The organism is Paraburkholderia fungorum (assembly GCF_046027605.1).
GTDB lineage: Bacteria > Pseudomonadota > Gammaproteobacteria > Burkholderiales > Burkholderiaceae > Paraburkholderia > Paraburkholderia fungorum_F.
The window spans coordinates 67,746-87,856 of the sequence record NZ_JAQQEF010000003.1; the positions used below are offsets into that span (position 1 = coordinate 67,746).

Consider the following 20,111-nt stretch of genomic DNA (forward strand, 5'->3'; position numbering starts at 1 on the left):
GGTGAGGGGAAAGGGAGCGCGCCCCCCGCGCAAGGCCGGGGCGCCCGTCTGGCGGGCGGCTTGTGCCGCAGCGCGCTCAGCGCGGTTGTGTCGTGGCGGGAGTGCTCAGCGCGGTTTATGCCGTGATGGGAGCACTCAGCGCGGTTTGAGTTCGACGGGCGAATCGGCACGGTAGCCGCCGCCCAGTGCCTTCGCCAGCGCAATTTCCTGACTGAGCCGCTGCCCGTCGAGGTTGACGAGCGCAACCTGCTCGGCAATCAGCGGCTGGCGCGCCTCCAGCGCCGTGACGCGGCTCGCGAGTCCGCGCTGGTACTGTGCCTCGGCGCTGTCTCGCGCGAACGCCACGGCCTGCACCTTGCGCGCCTGCAGTTGCGTTTCGGCATCCAGGTCCTGCAGGCGGCTGCCGGTCGACGCGACATCGCGCACGGCATTGAGTACCGCCTGGTTGTACTGCTCGATCAGCAGATTGCTCGCGGTTCGCGCGCCACCCAGATTCGCATTGAGGCGCCCGCCGTCGAAGATCGGCAGGGTCAGGCCGGGAATCAGATTGATCTGCTGGCTCGCATGCATGAACAGCTCGGCCAGATGCAGCGAGTCGAAACCGAAGAAGGCCTTGATGTCGAAGCTGGGATAGAACGCTGCCTTCGCGGCGTCGATCTGGTCGAACGAAGATTCGACATACCAGCGCATCGCCTGCAGGTCCGGACGCCGCGCCAGCAATTCGTACGACAGGGTGGCCGGCAAGCTGGCCTGGGCGTGTGGCAGCGGCACCGGCTCGATCTCCTTCAGACCGCCCGGCCCGGCACCGGTCAGCGCCCGCAACGACTCGCGGAACTGCTTGAGCTGCCCTTGTGCCGCGACGATCTGCCCTTGCACAGCCAGTTGCTGCGCGCGCGCTTCTTCGACCCGGGTTTGCGGCTCGAGGCCGCGTGCCGCACGCGCCGTGTGCGTTTCCAGCTCGAACGCCGCGACCTGTTGCGACTGCTCCAGCAGATCGATGAGCTGATACGTGGTCTGGATACCGTAATAAAGCTGCGCGACGTCGGTCGAGATTTCGAGTTCGGCCGCCGACGTTTCGGCGAGGCGCGCGTTGTGCACGCCCAGCGACGCCGCCACCTGCGCGCGTTGCTTGCCCCAGATATCGATGTCGAGACTCGCGCCGAGCCCGACCACGCCCTGTGTGTACCAGGGGCCGTCCAGTCCGGCCGCCGGCTCGTTCGACGCGAACGGACCCAGAAAGCCGTGCGCCGAGACGTGCTCGCGATCGATCGAGCCCAACGCAACCACCTGAAGATTCGATCCGGCCTTCACCCGTTCGACATCCGATTTGGCCTGCGCCACCCGGGTGCGGGCGATCACGATGGTCGGTGCGTCCGCGAGCGCGCACTCGATCAGCGCATCGAGCTGTGGATCGCCGTAGCCGGTCCACCAGCGCGCGGACGGCCAGCCGTCGCGCGCCAGATGGATATCGTCGGCGAGACGGATCTGCTCAGGCGGGATCTGGGCGTACGGTGTGCCGTTTTCGTGGATCAGCGCGCAACCCGGCAGCACGAGCGACATCCACGCGACGCATGACAAGCATCGGCGCCATTGCCAGTCCCACCGACCCGAGCGCGCCTTCATGTGCGGATGGCCTGTGATGAGGGCGCCGCGACGGATGCCTCGACGCGCCAGTCCGGCAAGCCAGCGAGCTGGCGCGATAGTTCATCCGCTGCGGCGATGAGCGGCTGATCGATTGGTTGGCTCGGCTGGGCTGGTTCGGCGGCTTGCGCAGGGACCCCGATGCGTCGTGGTGCGCGGGCGGCGGGCGGGCTGGCCGCAAGATCATCCGCGTACCGGTCGAGCTCGACGCAGGCCTGTTGCTGGATCGAGCGCACTGCATCGACCGTTTGTGGGCTCCCCGATCCCGCTTGCGCCATCAGCGCATTGCGCAACGCATTGCCCGCCAGCATGATCTCGCGTCCCTGCGCGAGAACCGTTTGTGCGCGCAGCGTCAGTTCCGCCTGCTCCCCTTCCTGCCAGTTGGGTTCGAGTGCGACACGCGCAAGCGTCGCCTCGCAATCGCCCAACACGGCCCACGCCTGCAACTGGCGCTGGGCATAGGGCAACTCATCTTTCTGCGCGCCTGCCTGCGGTACGCGCAACTGTGCGGCAATCGCGCGCAGCAGGCCGGCGAGCTTCTGCCGCAGCACGTCGCCCTCGCCCTCCCGCCAGAACGACATCTGCACGAAGGTCGCCACGCCTACGCCCAGCACGATGCCCACCATCCGGTCGCGGATTTCAGTGAGGTTCGTGGTGGGCCCGAACTGTTCGAGCACGGCGAGCGCGAAAGTGAACATCACCTGGATGCCGGCATAGGAGATCCGCTCCGAGCCGGCCGTTATCCACGCCCCGAGCGCGATCACCGGCAAGCTCATCAACAGCAGGCTGACAATGTCGTCGACGTGGGGAACCACGAACACGACCATGAACAGCGCCAGCGCGCTGCCGGTGGCCGCCCCGGCAACCCGCAGCAAGGCACGCTGCGTCGAGGCGCCAAGGCTCGGCAGCGCGACGATCAGGCAAGTCAGCATGACCGTGTGGACGCCCTGCCAGTCGGCGGCGTTGTAAAACACGTAGCAGCCGAGAACAGCGAGCAGCGTCTTCAGCGAAAAGCGCGCGTACGCGGGATTCGTCCATGCGTCGGGCGCGACCATCGGCTCGCTCGCGGGCGGCGTGGCCGGCGCGGCGGCGCCGCTTGCGGCAAGATCGGCGTAGCCGCGCAGCGCGCGCTGCAACTCGGCAGCCGCGGGCGTCGTATCGGCGGCCGCGCGCTCTTCAGGTGTCGCCGTGCTTACATAGCGATAGGGCTCGCCGGTCACGACCGATTCGTCGAGCGCGTGGCAGTTCGCGAGCAACTCGCGCAACATCGCGCGCTGTGCGGCCGACGCGTCCCGCCCATTGAGCGGCAGTTCACTCGCGGCGCGATAAAGACGCGACACCGTCGCGATGCACGCAAGCTGCAACGCCTGATGCTCACGATAGCGGGCATCACGCATGGTGGCGAAGCGCAGCAGCTTCTGCAGCGTGACCGCGCCTTGCTGGACGCTCGCCAGCGTGACCGGCGCGGCGCTCGTGGCGCCCTCGATCAGCTGCGCGAGACGCGTATCGAGCGCCGCGAGTTGCCGATGGATTTCCGCCTTGAGCTGCAATTGCGGCTCGGCAGGCAAAAGCAGCGTATTGACCACGAGTGTCAGTGCGATCGGATAGTTGACGGTGATCCACACCCACAACACCGCGCGGATCAACAGGTCGGCCTGATCGGTCTGGTCCACGAAACTCTGCACGTAGATCACGACGATGGCGACGATGAAGAACACCACGCCGACTTTGAGAACGCGCATCAGATACACGCTGACGAAGAACAGCACGCTCGCGGTGACGATGCGCAGCAACGGATAGTCGAATGTAAACTTCAGTACCAGGATCGAGAGGCCAATGGCGAACGTCGAGCCGACGATGAACAGCACGCCGACCAGCCGCGTCACCACCACGTTCGACTGCGTGACGTAGAACACCACCAGCAGCGATAGCGCGAGCGACGGCACCTGCAGCGCCATCGAGGCGACGATCACGATGGCGCTCGTCAGCAGGCAACGCAACATGACGTTGAGGCGCCCCGGGAAAGGCGCCAGCTCGCGCGCGAGGAAAGCGCCCGCGTCGCGCAGTGTGACGGGCAGGAAGTCGGCGGCGGTCATGGGCTCCTCAGGGACGCTCGCTGCCGTTGCCGCGTCCGGGCTCCAGCACGGCCACCGCCGACGTGCCGAGCCGGAACAGTTCCGGATTCGGATTGTCGATCCGGATCTTCACCGGAAAGCGCTGCGATACATGGACCCAGTTAAGGGTGCGTTGAATGTTCGGCAATCCGCCAGGCAATGCAAGGCCTGCTTCATCGGAGGCGACGCCGTAGCTGATCGAATCCACGCTGCCCCGGAAGCGCTGGCCCGTATCGCTCATCAGGTAGACCGTGGCGGGCGTTCCCGCGCCGATGCCCTTGAGTTCCGTCTCGCGAAAGTTCGCGACCACGTACCAGTGCCGCGTGTCGATCAGGGTGAAGACAGGTTTGAGTACCGAGGCGAACTGACCCGTCGATGTTTTCAACGACACGATGCGTCCATCGAACGGGGCGCGCACGGTCGCATATTCGAGGTTCAGTTCGGCACTCGCGATCTCCGCCATAACAACGGCACGTTGCGCGACCAGCGCATCGACACCGCTCACCGCCGCGGCCGCCTGTTGCGCTTGCAGTTGCGCGGCGCTGAGCTCGGCCTGGGTGGAGCGTTGCGCGGTGCGCGCACGGTCGACCTCTTCCGCCGACACATAACCTTTTGCCAGCAGCGGCTCCATGCGATGCAGCGTATCGGCCGCCTGGCTGGCAGCGGCGCGCGCGCGCTCGACAGCCGCACGCACCGACTGCGCGTTGTATTGCTGCGCATTGACCGAGCGCTGAGTCAGTTCGATTTGCCTGTCGAGCGCGACGAGGGTCGCCTTGCCTCGCGTCAGTGCATCCTGATACGGACGCGGATCGATCCGGAACAGCAGATCGCCCTGCTTCACCGCCTGGTTGTCGCGCACGGGCAGTTCGACGATGCGGCCGTTGACCTCGGGCACGACGTCGATCGTATCCGCGTAGACGTAGGCGTCGTCGGTGCGCGGCGTACGGTCAACCAGCCGGATGACGAAAAGCAGCAACAACAACGTCACCACAACCAGCACGATGGCTGGCCATTTTCTCCTTGATGTGCTGCTGGCTGTCGTCGCCATTCATCCACCTGAGCGAGATTCAATGTTGGAACAGCGTCAACCAGGCAGCAAGTGCGAGCAAAGTGACGAGGGTGGGATAGACCACGGCCGCGGGTCCCAGAAGATGATCGGCCTGCAAACGCTTGAGAAGCAGATAGATGACCACCGTGAGTGCCACGCCCGCGACGATACAGAACAGCCAGTCCGGAAAGTACGCGCCGAGCACGCCAATGGAGGGCGAACGCGAGCACCCCGAAATTGGAATCGCGGCAATCGTGGCCATGCCGATTGCACGCTTCGAAGCTCTGCCTCTGGCAAGTGGCATGTGTCGTTTCAAAGTCGTCTCTGTGGTCGAATCAAGGTCACATGTCTGTGCGCGCTAAAGATGTAACGCCAGCTTTACAATGCGTCGGGAAGCGCCAAAGGCGCCGCCATCCAAGGGCTCGTTGAAGAAACCGGTAGCGCCTTGTCGAGCAGCAACCCGCGCTCCGCTCGCCGGGAGCCGCGAGCCTGGAGGCGTATCACGTCGTCACAATAACGCCGAAAAAGGCATTCCGCATTACATGAATATGCAATGCCGCTGCGCGAAACAACTCGGTAGAATCGAGCGATGGACCCGTTGTCGCGCCGTGCCCACTTCGACATTTCAATCGTTCAGGCGATGCTATCCAGCAGGTCCAGCAAAGCGTCCCCGTCTACAGGCTTTCTGAAAAAACCCAATGCGCCTCTTTGCAAATAGTAGCTTTCTGTATGCTCGCCCGGTTTGCCCGTGATAATGATGACCGGCGTGGCCGCGTCCGACTGAACCGTTCTCTCGAGCACCTGAATGCCGTCAATGGGCCGCATTCCCAAATCGGTAATCACGCAAATCAGACCCGAGTAGCCGTCGGAGAAAAAATCCAGTGCGGATTCGTAGGCCCGTGTTTCGTACCCGCCAGAGGCCAGCAAGTTTGCAAGCGAAGTCAGAACGCGTTTGTCATCATCTATCACGGCAACGGTTCGAACCGCAGGCGTGGACATTTTTTTCTCCGGCTCATCGAGTCCAGCAAAGAATGCGCGTGAGTGTCAGGCACCGAACGTGGTCGTCGTCGATGTTTCGAGTTGCAGCTTGCCCGCCAGCCTGACCAGAGCGGCAAATGAATCCGCCTGCATTTTTCTCATGATGTGGCCACGATGCACCTGCACGGTGTATTCGGTAATACCCAGTACCGTCCCCGCCTGCTTGTTGAGCAGGCCGCTCGCGAGTAACGGCAAAAGCTCCTGCTCGCGCGGCGTCAGCGACTCGTAGAGCGCCTGCAGCGCCGCCGTATCTTCCGCCTCCTTGCGAAGAACGTGTGCTCTCGCGAGGGCTGCATCGACCGCGCGCATCAACGCATCTTCGTCGAGAGGCTTGGTGAGGAACTCAACCGCCCCCCCCTTCATGGCAAGAACCGCGGATCGCACATCCGCCATTCCGGTAATGAAAATGACGGGAATCCGTGAAGCCGCGCTGACAAGCTCCTGGACTTTCAGCCCATTCATGCCGGGCATTCTCAAATCCAGCACCAGGCATGACACGCCATCTTCACGCGGCGTGTCCAGAAACTCACCGCCGGAGTCGAATACGTGGACGTCTCTTCCGTTGGCGCGCAGCAGAACAGAAAGTGCGTCTCGCACCCGCCTGTCGTCGTCGACTACATACACCAGTTCGCTTGCAGTTTCCATGGAACCCCTCTTGGATCAGGTCCTGTCAGAGGCAGGGTTTCCAGGCCGTAGTGACTGAGCCGAACAGCTCAAAAGTGCCTGGTTCCTGATGCTAGTTGGCAGGGTGAAGAACGGCTATTACATGAATCTGCAATGAGTCCCGCGAGGCGCGACGGAGCACGGGCAAGGAGACGCCGTCAATCTTGACCTTTACCCTGACCAACCACGTCTAGCCCAGCCCGAAGCGCAGCCACCTGAATAGCATAAACAGCGGTAGCCGTTATCACGCCCGTTATCAACACGCCGAGTAGTCCAAGCGAAACCGCGACGATCCGGCCGAGCGTGGTGGTGGGTATCACGTCACCGTAACCGATGGTCAGCGCCGTGACCGCGCAAAAGTAGAAGGTCTCGCCTGGCGATGAGGGCGTGCGCGTGGCGACATCGACAGCCCCACCGACGTAATACATGGCAACCGACAGAACCAGGAAAAGTATCAGCAGCACTGCCAGAATGGCGCGCAGGTGCCAGAGGATCCGGGCAAACTCGGTCATTGCATGGTGCGGCTGAATTCGCACGCGAACCGCCTCTTTGGCGCCATTATCCATGCCATGACCTCACAGATGTTCCGGACGCTCTGTTTCCGAAGCCTGCATTCGATACCACTACGGGGTCGATCCTGAATGCTTCTCCGGACCAGGAAAGTGCCGGAGAGCGGGCGTGCTTATCGAAAATGTGCGATTGCTGAGTTACGCCGAGTCCTGATCCAGCGTCTGCTGGGTACAGAAAATAGCAACCGGTAGAAAGGGGCCCGGTCAGCGTCAAAGGATTTATCCCGAGGCGAAAAGCCAAAGTTACATCTTCGCAGTGGCGGGTGCCATTACATATTCATGTAGTGCACAACATGGCTGCCCGCGTTTCCGTCCGACGATTCCGCCAGCTATAATTTTTCTGCACCGGCCGCATAAGAGGAACCTTCAGCGAGATTTTCGTGGGCCGTCTGTGCGACGTTAGAGACCTGGACGCTAACGCTCATTCATTGCTGGACTCGACGACCCGGAGAAGACGATGATCACGCCTGCGGTCCGAACCGTTGCCGTGATTGATGATGACCGACGCGTTCGGACATCTCTCGCGAACCTGCTTGCCTCTGGCGGGTATGGAACACGGGCCTACGAATCCGCGCCGGATTTTTTTTGCCGGCGCCTACGCGGGCCTCGTATGCGTTATCACCGACCTGGGAATGCGACCCGTCGCTGGACCTGCTCAATCGTATCGTCTGAATGGCCTGGGTCTAAAGTGCGGGCTGGTCTGGACCGGCAAGACCGAGGTCCCGCACCCGCGCAACGGCTTGAGTGCGTCGATCCACGCCTAGTTTCATGAAGATGCTCTTCACATGGGATTTGACCGTTTCAGCGCCAATTCCAAGCGTATTCGCGATTTCCTTGTTCGACTGTCCTCGTGCAATCAGGTCGACGATTTCGCGCTCCCTTGAGCTCAGTGATCCACGCTCTGTGTCGCGCTCACGGTCGCCGCCCTGTTGATAAAGGATTCGCCAGCCATCGAGCAGATGATCGATGTATGAGATCAGCTCGTTCGCTCGCACCGTGTGTGCTGTGTGCGCCGTGTGTGCTGCGTGCCGCGCGTCTTCGCCAACAACCCGCAGCAACGCGCCGATGTCCGGACCTACATCGAGGATGGACTGGTACACACCCGCGAGCGCGGCGACCTTCAGGACGTCGCGAAACACCTCGATCGCACGGGCGCGTTCGTTCGCCGCCAGCCAGACCAGCGCAAGCATGGTGCGCAAACGTATCGCCAGGAAATCGCCGTGGCGTCGTTCGGCGCTTTGCAGCGCCGCGCTCAGCTCCGCGGCGGCCTCTTCGGTGCGGTGCTGGGCCGCGGCAACAGAGGCCGCCGCGAGTGCACGATAGTTCTCGATCTCGAGTGCGATGGAGCGAGAAGAATGGGAATTGGCTCGCGCCACCTGATCGAGTTGCGTCAGACATGCACCCGCCTCCATCAACCGGCCTTCCGCAACATAGAGCCGAATGCGCTCGGCAAGGGCGGCAGCGGTCAGCCGTTCCCATTGACGTGCGCAACCCAATGCCTGCGCCCGATCGAGCAGCGCGTATGCCTGCCTCATGTCCGAACGCGCGGCTGCGATCCGGATAAGGAGGCGATAGGCAATCAACACGCTATCGAGCAGGACCGCCACGTCGATCACCGGCATCAAACCGGCAACCCGTTTTTCCGCTTCGTCCAGTCGGCCTTGTTCGTACTGGATTTGCCCGATCATCGGCGCGCACAGTGCGACCGAGATCGAGTCGGGACCGGCATGGTGTTCGGCCAGTCGCATCGATTCGGTGAAATACCGCTCGGCAAGCCCGAAGTGCAACTGTTGCATCTCAGCATGTCCCAGCAGGCACTGCCGGTACACCGAAGAATACAGGTTGCGCTGGTGTTCTTCGCTTGAATAGGACATCCACGGCGTTGCGTAAAGCGCTTCGAGTTTGCCGGCTTTCCAGTGCCCGAAGCGCACAACGTTGGACGCCACATTGGTGGTCCAGATATCGGCAGACGGCCGCGCGAGGCACGCTTCAGCGAGAGCGAGCGCCCGTTCGGGATGGTCCTTCAGTCCCGCGACGACCGAGCGGATCGCCTGGGATTCCCAGCGGATATCTTCGGTTTCCTTACCGGTGTGGGACGGCAGATCGTGTTCGAGCGCATCCAGCATCGTGAGCGCCTCGTCGAAATGCATGGCGAGCGCCATGCCCCAGGCGATCGCCAGCGTCACCTTCACCTTCACCTGTGCACCGGCCAGACCCGCCGGAAACCGGCGCTGCAAACCGAGCAGCGTGAGCAGATCGCCTTTCTTGACCAGCGCCATCGCGCACTGCTCCATCAGACGACTCGCGTTATCCGTGTTGCCCGCGGCGATCGCATGCTTGACCGCCTCGGTCCACAGCGCCTGCGCGCCATACCATTCGCACGCGCGGCAATGCAGCTGCGCCACCTCGTCCGGATGCTGCGCCTCGAGCTTCGCGCGCAGGTACTCACTCATCAGATGGTGATAACGGAACCATTGTCCGTCGAAGTCGAGCGCTTGCAACAGCAACCGGCCCCCGGCGATTTCGTCCAGCATGCGCTGGCTCGTGCGCTGCCCCGTTATCGCGTCGCAGAGCGGCGCGCTCAGGCGATCGAGTATCGACGTGCGCAGCATGAACTCCACCATGTCGGCGGGCAATCGCTCGAACATGTGTTCGATATAGGCGGAGAACGGCCGCGACGTACCTGACGGCACAATGCCTTCCTGAGCCGGTTGGTATTCCGTGCGCGACAGCAAGGACATCGAGATGCGCAACGCCGCAGCCCAGCCTTCCGTGTTGGCAAAAAGCGTCTCGACGTGGGAAGCGTTCAGCACGCCGGGCAACGCGTGTTCGACGAAGCGCCTCGTCTCGTCCAGGTCGAAACGCAAGGCCGGTGCATCGACTTCCAGCAGCTCGTCTCCTGCCCTCAGCCTCGCGAGCGGCAGCGATGGATCTGTGCGGCTGCAAACAACCACATGCACATGTGACGGTGCCTTTTCGATAAAGAACGACGTTGTCTGGTGGACTGCTGGAAGGCTGATCAGGTGATAGTCGTCCAGAAACAGCACGACTTCGTCGTCGACTTCGAGAAGTTCGTTGATCAACGTGGTAACGACGGCGCGCGGCGGGACGAATGCGGCGTCGGCAGTCAGGCTGATCGCCGCGGCGCCGACATTGCCGCAGGCATGCCGCAATGCACGCGCCAGACTATTGAGGAAATGCGCGGGTTCGTCGTCTTCCGTGTCGAGCGACAGCCACGCCACCCGTGTACCGTTCGCGCGCAGCCGCTCGAGCCAGACGAGTGCCAGCGAAGTTTTGCCGAATCCGGCGGGCGCTTTGATCACGGTAAGACGCTTGCTCGCGGCGCGCTCGGCCAGATCGAGGAGCCGCGGACGACTGATCAGATCCGCCGGCAGACGCGGCAGAACGACCTTCGTTTCAAGGAAAATGTGCGGCCCGCTCGCGGGCGTTTCTCCAACCACACGCATTTGTCAGTCACACCGTGTTATTGGGGTGGCCGTGCCTGCCGCCGTCCCCTGACTATTCAAGCGCATCCCCTTTCTGGGGGAGGGAGAGCCTCTCCCCTGTACGGGGGATGGCAGGCTGCGCCGCGCCAGGAGATCATTTCTACACGCGACAAGGGCCGCGTGTTTGCCGATCATTGCCGGGCGCCTCACTGGCGCCGCACTGGGAGCGACTCGTTTTTTGCCCATCATACGCCGCATCGAATCGCATTGCAGAGTATCAGGCGGCAACCGCTCCATAGCCGTAAAAGTCGCTGCACGGGCGCTCCTTGTCATTCGAAATCGTGCGCCCGTTACTGATAAACAGATATCCGTGTTAGCCAAAGTTCCAAGAATCAGCAAGCACTTGCGGGAAAACACCGTCTCCCTCGCGGCCGATCTGACGCTTGTCGTCGAACGCACGCTTGCGATCCTGACGCCGCTCGACGGATACAGATTGCTCGCACCGGCAGCGAAACGGGACGTTCGCGAATCCGTCGCGCTGTCGGCCAAAGTCTGGTTCGAGACACTGTTGTCGGGCGAACCCCCATCGGCACAGGACATGGACACCTTCCGGGAAATCAGCCAGAGACGTGAGCATCAACGCGTACCGTTGCAGTGTCTCCTTCAGGCATTGCGTCTGGGGTTGCGAGAAATCTGGAGCACCCACATCGCGCTGGGCGAGCTGGACGAGCGTATCGCCAAAGAGCTTCTGGCCGACGTCTCGGTGTATCTCCTCGACCACTTCGATCTCATTGCGCAGATCATCGTCCGGGCCTATCTGACTGAACACTATCGGCAGCCGCGCTGGGCGGGATTGGCGATCGCCATCGAGGAAGGCGCGCGCCGATCCGAAAACGTGCGGCACCATCTGGTCGCGCTCCTCGAGCAGTTAGCGGAGGAGCCGGACCTGCTGTCGCGGCTCGAACTCGACCACGCTCGCGAGCAACGCGGTACGGAAGCGGCCGGTGCGCAAGTGATGAAGTTCTTCGGCCTCGATGTCGATATCGATGACGGCGCGGAATTCTCGGCGGCCTTGCGCGACGCGCAGGAGAGGCTGGCGCAGGCGTCGAGGCTCGCGGCGGTCGCCGAACTGTCCGCCTCGATTGCCCACGAACTCAACCAGCCGCTCCAGGCCATCGTCGCGCATGGGCGCGCATGCGTGCGATGGCTCTCTGCAACGCCGCCCAGGATCGACGAAGCCAAATACTCGGCGGAGCAGGTGCTGCGCGATGCGAACTCCGCGGCAGACGTGGTAAGCCGCATTCGGGCGCTCTTCCGGCATACGGCTCCCCAAAAGGTCGAACTCGACGTCAACAAACTGATTCTTCAGGTCTGCACGCTGATGGCCGACGACATCCAGCGCAACGCGGTTTCGCTCAAGACGACCCTGGGCGAAGACGTCTCGAAGATCAGCGCGGACGCGGTTCAGATTCAGCAGGTGATCGTGAACCTCGTGCGCAATGCAATCGAAGCATTAGCGGGAACGGCGGAACGACCGAGGCTGCTCGTGATCCGTTCGCACCGCGATGCGGACAACATCGTGGTCGACGTGGAAGATCACGGCACCGGACAGATGGACTTCGAGAAGATCTTCGAGCCGTTCTTCACCACGAAGGAAACCGGGATGGGGATGGGACTGGCAATCTGCCGGTCCATTATCGAAGCACACGCAGGCAGGATCTGGGCCGTGCGCAATGTGCCGCGAGGGGTCACCTTCAGCTTCAGCCTTCCGAGAACGTTGCCGTAGGCAAGGTTTCGAGCCGCAGCTTGCTTGCCTGCCTGACAAGCGTAGCGAAAGAAGCCGCCTGCATTTTTCTCATGATGTGACCGCGATGGACCTGCACGGTGTATTCGGTGATACCCAGTACCCCGGCCGCCTGCTTGTTGAGCAGGCCGCTCGCGAGTAACGGCAAAAGCTCCTGCTCGCGCGGCGTCAGCGACTCGTAGAGCGCCTGAAGCGCCGCCGTATCTTCCGCCTCCTTGCGAAGAACGTGTGCTCTCGCGAGGGCTGCATCGACCGCGCGCATCAACGCATCTTCGTCGACGGGCTTGGTGAGGAAATCAACCGCCCCGCCCTTCATCGCAAGAACCGTGGACGGCACATCGCCCATGCCGGTAATGAAAATGACAGGAATGCGTGAGTCAGTGCCGACGAGCTTCTGGACTTCCAGTCCACTCATGCCGGGCATCCTCAAATCCAGGATCAGGCATGAAACGACATCTTGACGCAATGTGTCCAGAAACTCCCTGCCGGAGTTGAATGCGTGGACGTTTCTTCCGTTTGCACGCAGCAGAACAGAGAGTGCCTCTCGCACCCGCCTGTCGTCGTCGACTACATAGACTATTTCGCTTGCGGATTCCATGGAACCCCTCTGTGGTCAGGCAAAACTTCTCCTAACGCCGGTACAGCAGGTCTCCGATAGACCCGCGGAATGTGCCTCTCGAACGGGGCATTGCCGATGAGAAATTATAGCCATCCGAATCGTTGTCTGGAAGCACGGGGAGTCGCGATATGCATTACATGAATATGTAATGTCGTCGTCGCATATGAAATTGTAGGCTTGTTTTTTCATAGCGGCATTGATTCGAAGTCGCCGATACGGCGCACCCGGAAAAGACGTCAATGCTATCAACCCGATCATGCTGCCCGACGCCGCGCACGGCAAACAGGCACTCAGTCCGGCGGCAGTCGGGTCTTGACGAACTCCGAGGTTGACATGCTTACCGTGCTGATACCTCGCTCGTCCCGGGCTGCTGCCCTTAGCGTCGCCATCGCCGGTGCATCGGGGGTAGCCGCGCTGCTCGAAACCATCACGGGCTGCCTTAGCCTCGTCCTGGTTGTCCTCTTCACGCACTTTTGCGGGCGCAACTTCGGGCGTCTCGCCGCGGGCTTCACCTCGCTCGGGATCGCCGCAACGATGTTGGCCTCCGACCGCCCTTCTCTTACTCCCGGCTCGCTCAGCCGTAGTGGCGTCACAATCGCGGCGGCATGGCTATGTGCCGGGCTGATCTCCCGGCGCAACCGCCAATCCGCCGCAACTGCTTCATTGAAGCCGGCGCAATCTTCTCTTCGAACTGAAGAAGAAACATATCGGCGCATTGTCGACAACGTGCCGGCATGCGTCTGTGTCGGCAGCCCCACCGGCGAACTTCTCTATGTGAATAAAACAGGTGTCGCCGCGCTGGGAAAGCCGATGGAGGAAATCGTCGGTGATGGATGGATGACTTACGTTCACCCCGATGACGCGCAGGCCGCACGGCGGCAATGGAAAGCCTGCATTGCCGCGCGTGAAGCGATCGATATTAGCGTGAGGATGCTGCAGCACGACGGCGTATACCGCTGGCAGCGTCTTCTGGCCGAGCCGTCACGCTCGTCAAGCGGGGACATCGTCAACTGGTACCTCGTCGGAATCGAAATCGAAGAGACCATCAAGGCCCAACAGGCGCTGGCGGCAAGTGAAAGAGAAGCCAGAGAACTGCTCGACCGGTTACCGGGCCGCTTCGCCACTCGCACACCGGATGATTTCGACTTCATCAATCAGCAGATCCTCGAAAAAGCAGGAACAACGCTGGAAGGCATGCAGAATCTCGGCTTCCTGCGATTCATTCACCCCGATGACCGCGAGCGGGTCAAGGAAGGTTATCTCCGCTCGGTTCGGGACAAGAGCGCGTATGACACAACCTACCGATGGGCGGACCACGGTGATGATTACCGATGGCGCCACTCGCGCTCCGTTCCTTATTTCAACGATGACGGGAGTGTCTACAAGTGGTATGCGGTGAACATGGACATCGACGAGCTTTACCGCTCCCAGGAAGTCATCCGTGAACGTGAAGTTCAATTGAACTGGTTAGCGGAGACGCTTCCTGGCCTGCTGTGGTACACGGACTCGCATGGCCGCCTCGAATACATCAACAAGCGCGCGGAAGACTACACCGGACTGCAGCTCAACGATCTGATAGCGGACGGCGGGCTTCACCTGGTGCACCCGGACGACGCCGCGTCGACCATTGCGATCTGGCAAGATTCTCTCGATAACGGCAGACCTTATGACTGCGTCCATCGTCTCCGCTCGGTCGACAACACCTACCGCTGGTTCCAATGCAAAGGCACGCCTCTGCGCGACGCCAACGGCGAAATTGTGAACTGGTTTGGTCTATCGATCGATATCCACGTGCGGTACCTGGCCCAGGAGGCCCTTCGCACGAACGAACTTAATTTGCGAAGACTTGTAGACGCGTTGCCGGCGATGATCTGGAGAGCCACACCGCGAGGCGAAGTCGACAGATGGAGTCAGCAAATGCTGACTTTCATGGGAAAGAGCGGGGAACAATTCGACAAGGAGATGTTGCTCAACCTCATTCCGGAAGCTGACCGTCTGCGAGTCCGCTCGCGCTGGAGACAAGCTGTTCGAGAAGGCACATCCTATCAGGACACGTACCAGGTGACGGGCGCCGATGGAGAACTGCACTGGTACCTTGCTCGCGGCGAACCGTTTCGCGACGAAAGCGGCCAGATCCTGCATTGGTACGGCGTCTGTACGGACATCGACGATCTCAAGCAAACGGAAGCCGTGCTCGAACAGCGGGAGCACCAGCTACGCGAGCTCATCGAGACCATTCCCGCGATGCTCTGGTGCAACAATCCACGCGGCGAGCTCATTTACATCAACCGGAAAACCGCGGAATTTGTCGGCCTGAGGATTTCGCAGCTTGCTGTGCGCCGCTATCAGAGGACCATCCATCCAGACGACCTCGGCAGTCTGAACCAGGCGTGGACGCATTCGATCAGGACCGGCGAGCCGTACAGCCACGTCGCCCGGCTGCGCAGAAAGGACGGGGTTTACCGGTGGTACCAGCATATCGCTGAGGCCATGAGAGACGCCAACGGCAATATTGTCCAATGGTACGGACTGAGCCTGGATATCGACGAACCCAAGCGTGCCGAGGACCGGCTACGACAGACTCAGGCTGAACTTGCCCGGGCGACCCAGATCGCCACGGTCGCGGAACTCTCGGCCTCGATCGCCCACGAGCTCAACCAACCTCTCACGTCCGTTATCGCTAATGCGCAGGCTTGCAAACGGTGGCTCGCAGCGTCGCCACCCAATTTGAGCGAAGCCAGGGTCTCCGTGGAAAGCGTGGTTCGAGATGCCCGTTCCGCCGACGAAACGATGCAAAGCATCCGCGCACTGTTCAAGCGGCAATCGTTTCAGAAGCGCGAACGGAATGTGAAAGACATGGTTCTCGAATCCGTGCGGCTGCTGCGGGAAGACGAAACGAGGCGTAGCGCGGACATCGACTTCGACTTGCCCGACGGCCTGCCCGCGGTGTTCGTCGACCAGATACAGATTCAGCAGGTGCTGCTCAACCTGATGACGAACGCAATAGAGGCCACGGAAAACTCGGGACGCACACCCAGAATTCTCATTACCGCCAAGCCCCTTGGCAACCGCTCCGTTCTGCTCGAAGTCATTGATAACGGGTCGGGCATAGTCGGTGGCGACAGCATATTCGATGCATTCGTCACGACCAAGAGCAAAGGAATGGGCATCGGGCTTGCAGTGTCCCGCTTCATTATCGAAACTCATGATGGCCGTCTTACCGCCACCAATAATGAGGCCTATGGAGCAACCTTCAGCGTCGTGCTGCCGGTCATGAGAGGGAGCGCCGCAAATTCCGACGTCGGGATAAGTGAAGCGAGTGACTAGCCTTCCTCTTCCTGGTCAAACGCGCACGCACTCCACATTCCTGTAATAGCGGTCCGTGGGACTGCTACCTATCATCCAGTCAAGGCCGAGCGTAGCTCAACCCAGGCACGTCGCATAAGACCGTGGGCGCGGGAACGCCTATTTGTCTAACGTGAATCGAGGAACCGCATCATGCAAGCTCCCTTTGATGCAGACCGAGCGTGGCAGTCCATGATGGCGCTCCTCTCCAGCGAGGTCGAAATACGGTTGCCCAATGTGTCCGCCGGCGTGCGCCCGAAGCGTGCCGATTGCGATTTTTCGAAATGCGCCATCCGGGTTCTGGAACGCAATGGACGAACCTCGGCCACGGTTGCGTGGAGCGACGCGACCTCCTGCTGCTACGGCGAGCAGGTATGGCGGCGCCGCACTGCAAGGAAGTCGGGGGTGTGCGCGCTGAGTGGCCAGGCCATTGCAACCGGCGACGCAATCTACCGACCACGGCCTGCCCGGCCGGCACCGCGCAACATCGACGCGATGATTCTGGCCACCGTCATGGAGGCTATCCCTGTGGAGGTTGTTGCGTGAGCGTTCAGGTCACGCTCCTCGCCCCGTCACTTCCTCAATGTGTGAATCCCCTGTGACATAAGCCTCGCCGGACTGATTCCAGTTTCATGTAATAGCCCTCCTTAGTCCCGCCAACTATTCTGATGACCGTCGCATAACGAAACGTTCAATCCGGTCGCTTTGCAGCAATTCTTTAATTTATGGAGATGCGAAATGGCAACGATAGCTGCCGACTACATGGTTGGTGCACTGAAAAATGCCGGCGTGAAGCGTGTGTTCGGTGTGGTGGGGGATTCGCTGAATGGCTTCACGGACTCCCTGCGCCGGGACGGTTCGATTGAATGGCTTCATATGCGGCATGAGGAAAGCGCGGCTTTCGCGGCCGGCGCCGAGGCTCATCTCACTGGAGAACTCGCGGTCTGCTGCGGCAGCTGCGGTCCGGGCAACCTGCACCTCATCAACGGCTTGTTCGACTGCCATCGCAGCGGCGTGCCGGTACTCGCCATCGCCGCGCATGTCCCGAGTTCGGAAATCGGCATCGACTATTTTCAGGCGACTCACCCCGAGGTGCTGTTCAAGGAATGCAGCCACTACGTGGAACTGGTTCACAGTCCCGACCAGCTGCCGCAGATCCTGGGCCGTGCCATCCGCACAGCCGTTGCGCGTAAGGGCGTCGCGGTGGTCGTCATACCTGGCAATGTGGCACTGGGGCCGCTCACAAAACCCGTGCCGAGCTGGAGCGCGCCCGCCGCGCCGGTGATTCGTCCAGCGAACGACCAGATCACGGAACTCGCGCGCCTGCTGAATGGATCGTCGCGCGTGACCATGCTGTGTGGCGCCGGTTGCAAGGATTCCCATGCGGAAGTCGTGGAACTCGCCCGCAAGCTGCAAGCGCCCATCGTGCATTCGCTGCGAGGCAAGGAGTACATCGAATACGACAACCCCTTCGATGTCGGGATGACGGGGCTGGTCGGGTTCTCCTCCGGCTACTCCGCAATGAAGAGTTGCGACATGCTGCTGATGCTCGGCACCGACTTCCCGTATCGACAGTTCTACCCGGAGAAGGTGACCATCGCGCAAATCGATACACGGGCCGAAGCACTCGGCAACCGGTGCCCGATAGAACTCGGCGTATTGGGAACGGTCAAGGATACGCTTGGCGAACTGCTTCCCCTGATCCACGAGAACACGGACAGCAGCTTCCTGAATCGCGCGCTCGACGACTATCGCAAGGCTCGCGAAAGTCTGAATGCGCTGGCCGAACCGGAAGTGGGCAGCAGCACCATTCATCCGCAGTACGTGACCCGGCTCGTCAGCGAACTCGCGGACGAGGACGCGATCTTCTCCTGCGACGTCGGCACCCCCATCGCGTGGACGGCCCGCTATCTGAAGATGAACGGCAAACGGCGCCTGGTCGGCTCATTCAATCACGGCTCGATGGCCAACTCGCTGTTGCACTCGATCGGCGCGCAGGCCACGTTCAGGGACCGGCAGGTCATTTCGATGTCGGGCGACGGCGGCTTCACCATGATGATGGGCGAGTTCCTGACGCTGATTCAAACCGGTTTGCCGGTCAAAGTCGTCGTGCTCAACAACGGAACGCTGGGCTTCGTTGAAATGGAAATGAAGGCCAGTGGGTTCGTCGATACGGGATGCGACCTGAAAAATCCGAACTTCGCGGCCATGGCCAACGCGATCGGCATCAAAGGGATTCGCGTCGAGCACCCCGCGGAGCTGGAAGCCGCGCTCAGCGAAGCATTCGCCCATCCGGGTCCGGCGCTGGTCGACGTGGTAAGCGCACGCCAGGAACTCGTGATGCCGCCTGCGACGACCACCGACCAGGCTTACCACTTTGGGTTGTTCATGCTCCGTGCCGTCATGGACGGTCGCGGCCAGCAGCTCATCGATCTCGCCAAGGTCAATCTGTTCCGCTAGTGCGGTGCGTCTGCGCCGCGCGGTGGCCCGTACCCGGTCGAACAGCAACTCAATGGAACGCTAACCATGTCCAGCAAGGTCGTCAGCACAGGAAACGAGACATCAGGCCGCGAGCAGATACATGTCGGTTTCGTCATCGCCTGGCTCTTTTGTGCCGCGTTCTACTTCATGCAGTACATGCTGCGTTCCGCGCCGGGCGTGATGATCCCGGAGCTGAGTGCGGCGTTCGCGCGCGATGCGCTGGGCGTGGGCGCGCTCGTCGGCCTGTACTACTACACCTACGCGCTGTTCTCGATCGTTTGCGGTGCGTTGCTCGATCGGGTCGGCGGCAAGGCCGTCATTCCGGCCGGCATCGTTCTGGTTGCCGTCGGCGCGGCGCTGTTCGGCCTGGGCAGCGTGGAGGCCGCGCAGTTCGGCCGCCTGCTGCAAGGCGCGGGTTCGGCGTGCGGGTTCATCGGCGCGGTGTATCTCGCCACGCATGGCTTTCCGCCACGTTCGCTCGCCACGGCGGTGGGCTTCACGCAATGCTTCGGCATGCTGGGCGGCTCCGCGGGTCAGTTCGCCGTGGCGCCGCTGATTCATGGCCTCATCACATGGCAGCAGTTCTGGTGGCTGTCCGGCCTCGTCATCTTTCTGATCGCCGCACTGGTGTTCGTCGTCACGCCGGCAGGTCACGACGACAGTCCGGCCAGCCAGGGATCGTGGATGAAGATGTTCGCGCCGTACAAGGAAGTGCTGACCAATCCGCAGTCGTATCTTTGCGGCTTCTGCGCCGGCCTGCTGTTCTTGCCGACGACGATAGGCGACATGATCTGGGGCATTCCCTTCCTGCGCAACGGTCTCGAAGCCAGCTATACGGAGGCCGTCAATCGCGCGAGCATGGTGCCGCTCGGCTGGGTGATCGGCTGCCCGCTGTTAGGCTACCTGTCCGACCGTCTGGGCCGGCGCAAGCCGGTGTTGATGGCCGGCGCGCTGCTGATGCTTCTATCCGGTGCCGGCATTTTCTATCTGCCGGCCGGTGTGGCGCCGCCGTATGTGCTCGGCCTGCTGCTCGGCATTGGCTCAGGCGCCGCCATGCTGCCCTACACGGTGATCAAGGAGGTCAATCCGGACAATGTGAAGGGCAGCGCCAGCGGCGCGATCAATTTCCTCGTGTTCACGTTCAGCGCGTTGCTCACACCGGTGTACGGCAAACTGCTCGCCCATCTGGCGAAAGGCGGCACGATTGATCTGCCGGTGTTCCGCGCGGCCGGTTCGTGGCTGCTCGGCGGTATCGTGCTCGCCATGGTGCTGACCCTATTCATGCGCGAGACCGGACCGCGCGGACGCGCGAACGCGTGAGGCTGACTATCCGGGCCAAGCCC

14 protein-coding genes are annotated in these 20,111 nt (G+C 61.7%); 5 read left to right on the forward strand and 9 right to left on the reverse strand.

The window, feature by feature from the left end; translation table 11 throughout:
* Positions 1–135 precede the first annotated feature (135 nt).
* The 8 genes from PQR53_RS06465 to PQR53_RS06500 all read right to left on the reverse strand — a co-directional run bounded on the left by PQR53_RS06465 (position 136) and on the right by PQR53_RS06500 (position 10,540).
* Positions 136–1,623, reverse strand: a complete 1,488-nt coding sequence (locus tag PQR53_RS06465) for an MdtP family multidrug efflux transporter outer membrane subunit (protein WP_408451745.1) — start codon at positions 1,621–1,623, stop codon at positions 136–138.
* Positions 1,620–3,737 (reverse strand): FUSC family protein, encoded by a 2,118-nt coding sequence (locus PQR53_RS06470; RefSeq protein WP_408451746.1) that lies wholly within the window; start codon positions 3,735–3,737, stop codon positions 1,620–1,622. The genes PQR53_RS06465 and PQR53_RS06470 overlap by 4 nt, the downstream gene beginning before the upstream one ends.
* A gap of 7 nt (positions 3,738–3,744) precedes the next feature.
* Entirely contained in the window at positions 3,745–4,803 is a 1,059-nt protein-coding gene (gene mdtN / locus PQR53_RS06475) for a multidrug transporter subunit MdtN (RefSeq protein ID WP_408451747.1), read from the reverse strand.
* A 19-nt stretch (positions 4,804–4,822) separates the two neighbouring features.
* Entirely contained in the window at positions 4,823–5,107 is a 285-nt protein-coding gene (locus PQR53_RS06480; RefSeq protein WP_408451748.1) for a YtcA family lipoprotein, read from the reverse strand.
* Positions 5,108–5,436: 329 nt separating this feature from the next.
* Positions 5,437–5,802: a response regulator gene (locus PQR53_RS06485; RefSeq protein ID WP_408451749.1), complete on the reverse strand. Its 366-nt coding sequence runs from the start codon at positions 5,800–5,802 to the stop codon at positions 5,437–5,439.
* Positions 5,803–5,847: 45 nt separating this feature from the next.
* Complete coding sequence (locus tag PQR53_RS06490; protein WP_408451750.1) at positions 5,848–6,486, reverse strand: response regulator transcription factor; 639 nt, start codon at positions 6,484–6,486, stop codon at positions 5,848–5,850.
* A 176-nt stretch (positions 6,487–6,662) separates the two neighbouring features.
* Positions 6,663–7,070 carry a potassium channel family protein gene (locus PQR53_RS06495; RefSeq protein ID WP_408451751.1) on the reverse strand — a complete coding sequence of 136 codons (408 nt, stop codon included), beginning with the start codon at positions 7,068–7,070 and terminating at the stop codon, positions 6,663–6,665.
* A 686-nt stretch (positions 7,071–7,756) separates the two neighbouring features.
* The gene (locus PQR53_RS06500) at positions 7,757–10,540 is read right to left on the reverse strand and encodes a winged helix-turn-helix domain-containing protein (RefSeq protein WP_408451752.1); all 2,784 of its coding nucleotides are present in this window, start codon (positions 10,538–10,540) and stop codon (positions 7,757–7,759) included.
* A gap of 163 nt (positions 10,541–10,703) precedes the next feature.
* Here PQR53_RS06500 and PQR53_RS06505 point away from each other — a divergent pair, with 163 nt between their 5' ends.
* Positions 10,704–12,305: a sensor histidine kinase gene (locus tag PQR53_RS06505; RefSeq protein WP_408451753.1), complete on the forward strand. Its 1,602-nt coding sequence runs from the start codon at positions 10,704–10,706 to the stop codon at positions 12,303–12,305.
* On the opposite strand, the gene PQR53_RS06510 is transcribed toward PQR53_RS06505, so the two are convergent.
* Positions 12,280–12,921, reverse strand: a complete 642-nt coding sequence (locus PQR53_RS06510) for a response regulator transcription factor (RefSeq protein WP_408451754.1) — start codon at positions 12,919–12,921, stop codon at positions 12,280–12,282. The genes PQR53_RS06505 and PQR53_RS06510 overlap by 26 nt on opposite strands.
* 354 nt (positions 12,922–13,275) lie before the next feature.
* Here PQR53_RS06510 and PQR53_RS06515 point away from each other — a divergent pair, with 354 nt between their 5' ends.
* The 4 genes from PQR53_RS06515 to PQR53_RS06530 all read left to right on the forward strand — a co-directional run bounded on the left by PQR53_RS06515 (position 13,276) and on the right by PQR53_RS06530 (position 20,088).
* Positions 13,276–16,269 carry a PAS domain-containing protein gene (locus tag PQR53_RS06515; RefSeq protein WP_408451755.1) on the forward strand — a complete coding sequence of 998 codons (2,994 nt, stop codon included), beginning with the start codon at positions 13,276–13,278 and terminating at the stop codon, positions 16,267–16,269.
* 171 nt (positions 16,270–16,440) lie between these two features.
* The gene (locus PQR53_RS06520) at positions 16,441–16,833 is read left to right on the forward strand and encodes a DUF3331 domain-containing protein (protein WP_408451756.1); all 393 of its coding nucleotides are present in this window, start codon (positions 16,441–16,443) and stop codon (positions 16,831–16,833) included.
* A gap of 192 nt (positions 16,834–17,025) precedes the next feature.
* The gene (gene poxB / locus PQR53_RS06525) at positions 17,026–18,747 is read left to right on the forward strand and encodes a ubiquinone-dependent pyruvate dehydrogenase (RefSeq protein ID WP_408451757.1); all 1,722 of its coding nucleotides are present in this window, start codon (positions 17,026–17,028) and stop codon (positions 18,745–18,747) included.
* 168 nt (positions 18,748–18,915) lie between these two features.
* Entirely contained in the window at positions 18,916–20,088 is a 1,173-nt protein-coding gene (locus tag PQR53_RS06530; protein ID WP_408452331.1) for an MFS transporter, read from the forward strand.
* The last annotated feature ends 23 nt before the right edge of the window (positions 20,089–20,111 follow it).

Bases quoted from the DNA above. Each gene is read 5' to 3' on its own strand.
- PQR53_RS06530 (WP_408452331.1), top strand. From the start codon at position 18,916: ATGCAGTACATGCTGCGTTCCGCGCCGGGCGTGATGATCCCGGAGCTG.
- PQR53_RS06465 (WP_408451745.1), bottom strand. From the start codon at position 1,623: ATGAAGGCGCGCTCGGGTCGGTGGGACTGGCAATGGCGCCGATGCTTG.
- PQR53_RS06470 (WP_408451746.1), bottom strand. From the start codon at position 3,737: ATGACCGCCGCCGACTTCCTGCCCGTCACACTGCGCGACGCGGGCGCT.
- PQR53_RS06485 (WP_408451749.1), bottom strand. From the start codon at position 5,802: ATGTCCACGCCTGCGGTTCGAACCGTTGCCGTGATAGATGATGACAAA.
- mdtN (WP_408451747.1), bottom strand. From the start codon at position 4,803: ATGGCGACGACAGCCAGCAGCACATCAAGGAGAAAATGGCCAGCCATC.
- PQR53_RS06495 (WP_408451751.1), bottom strand. From the start codon at position 7,070: ATGGATAATGGCGCCAAAGAGGCGGTTCGCGTGCGAATTCAGCCGCAC.
- PQR53_RS06520 (WP_408451756.1), top strand. From the start codon at position 16,441: ATGCAAGCTCCCTTTGATGCAGACCGAGCGTGGCAGTCCATGATGGCG.
- PQR53_RS06510 (WP_408451754.1), bottom strand. From the start codon at position 12,921: ATGGAATCCGCAAGCGAAATAGTCTATGTAGTCGACGACGACAGGCGG.
- PQR53_RS06500 (WP_408451752.1), bottom strand. From the start codon at position 10,540: ATGCGTGTGGTTGGAGAAACGCCCGCGAGCGGGCCGCACATTTTCCTT.
- PQR53_RS06490 (WP_408451750.1), bottom strand. From the start codon at position 6,486: ATGGAAACTGCAAGCGAACTGGTGTATGTAGTCGACGACGACAGGCGG.
- PQR53_RS06480 (WP_408451748.1), bottom strand. From the start codon at position 5,107: ATGCCACTTGCCAGAGGCAGAGCTTCGAAGCGTGCAATCGGCATGGCC.
- poxB (WP_408451757.1), top strand. From the start codon at position 17,026: ATGGCAACGATAGCTGCCGACTACATGGTTGGTGCACTGAAAAATGCC.
- PQR53_RS06515 (WP_408451755.1), top strand. From the start codon at position 13,276: ATGCTTACCGTGCTGATACCTCGCTCGTCCCGGGCTGCTGCCCTTAGC.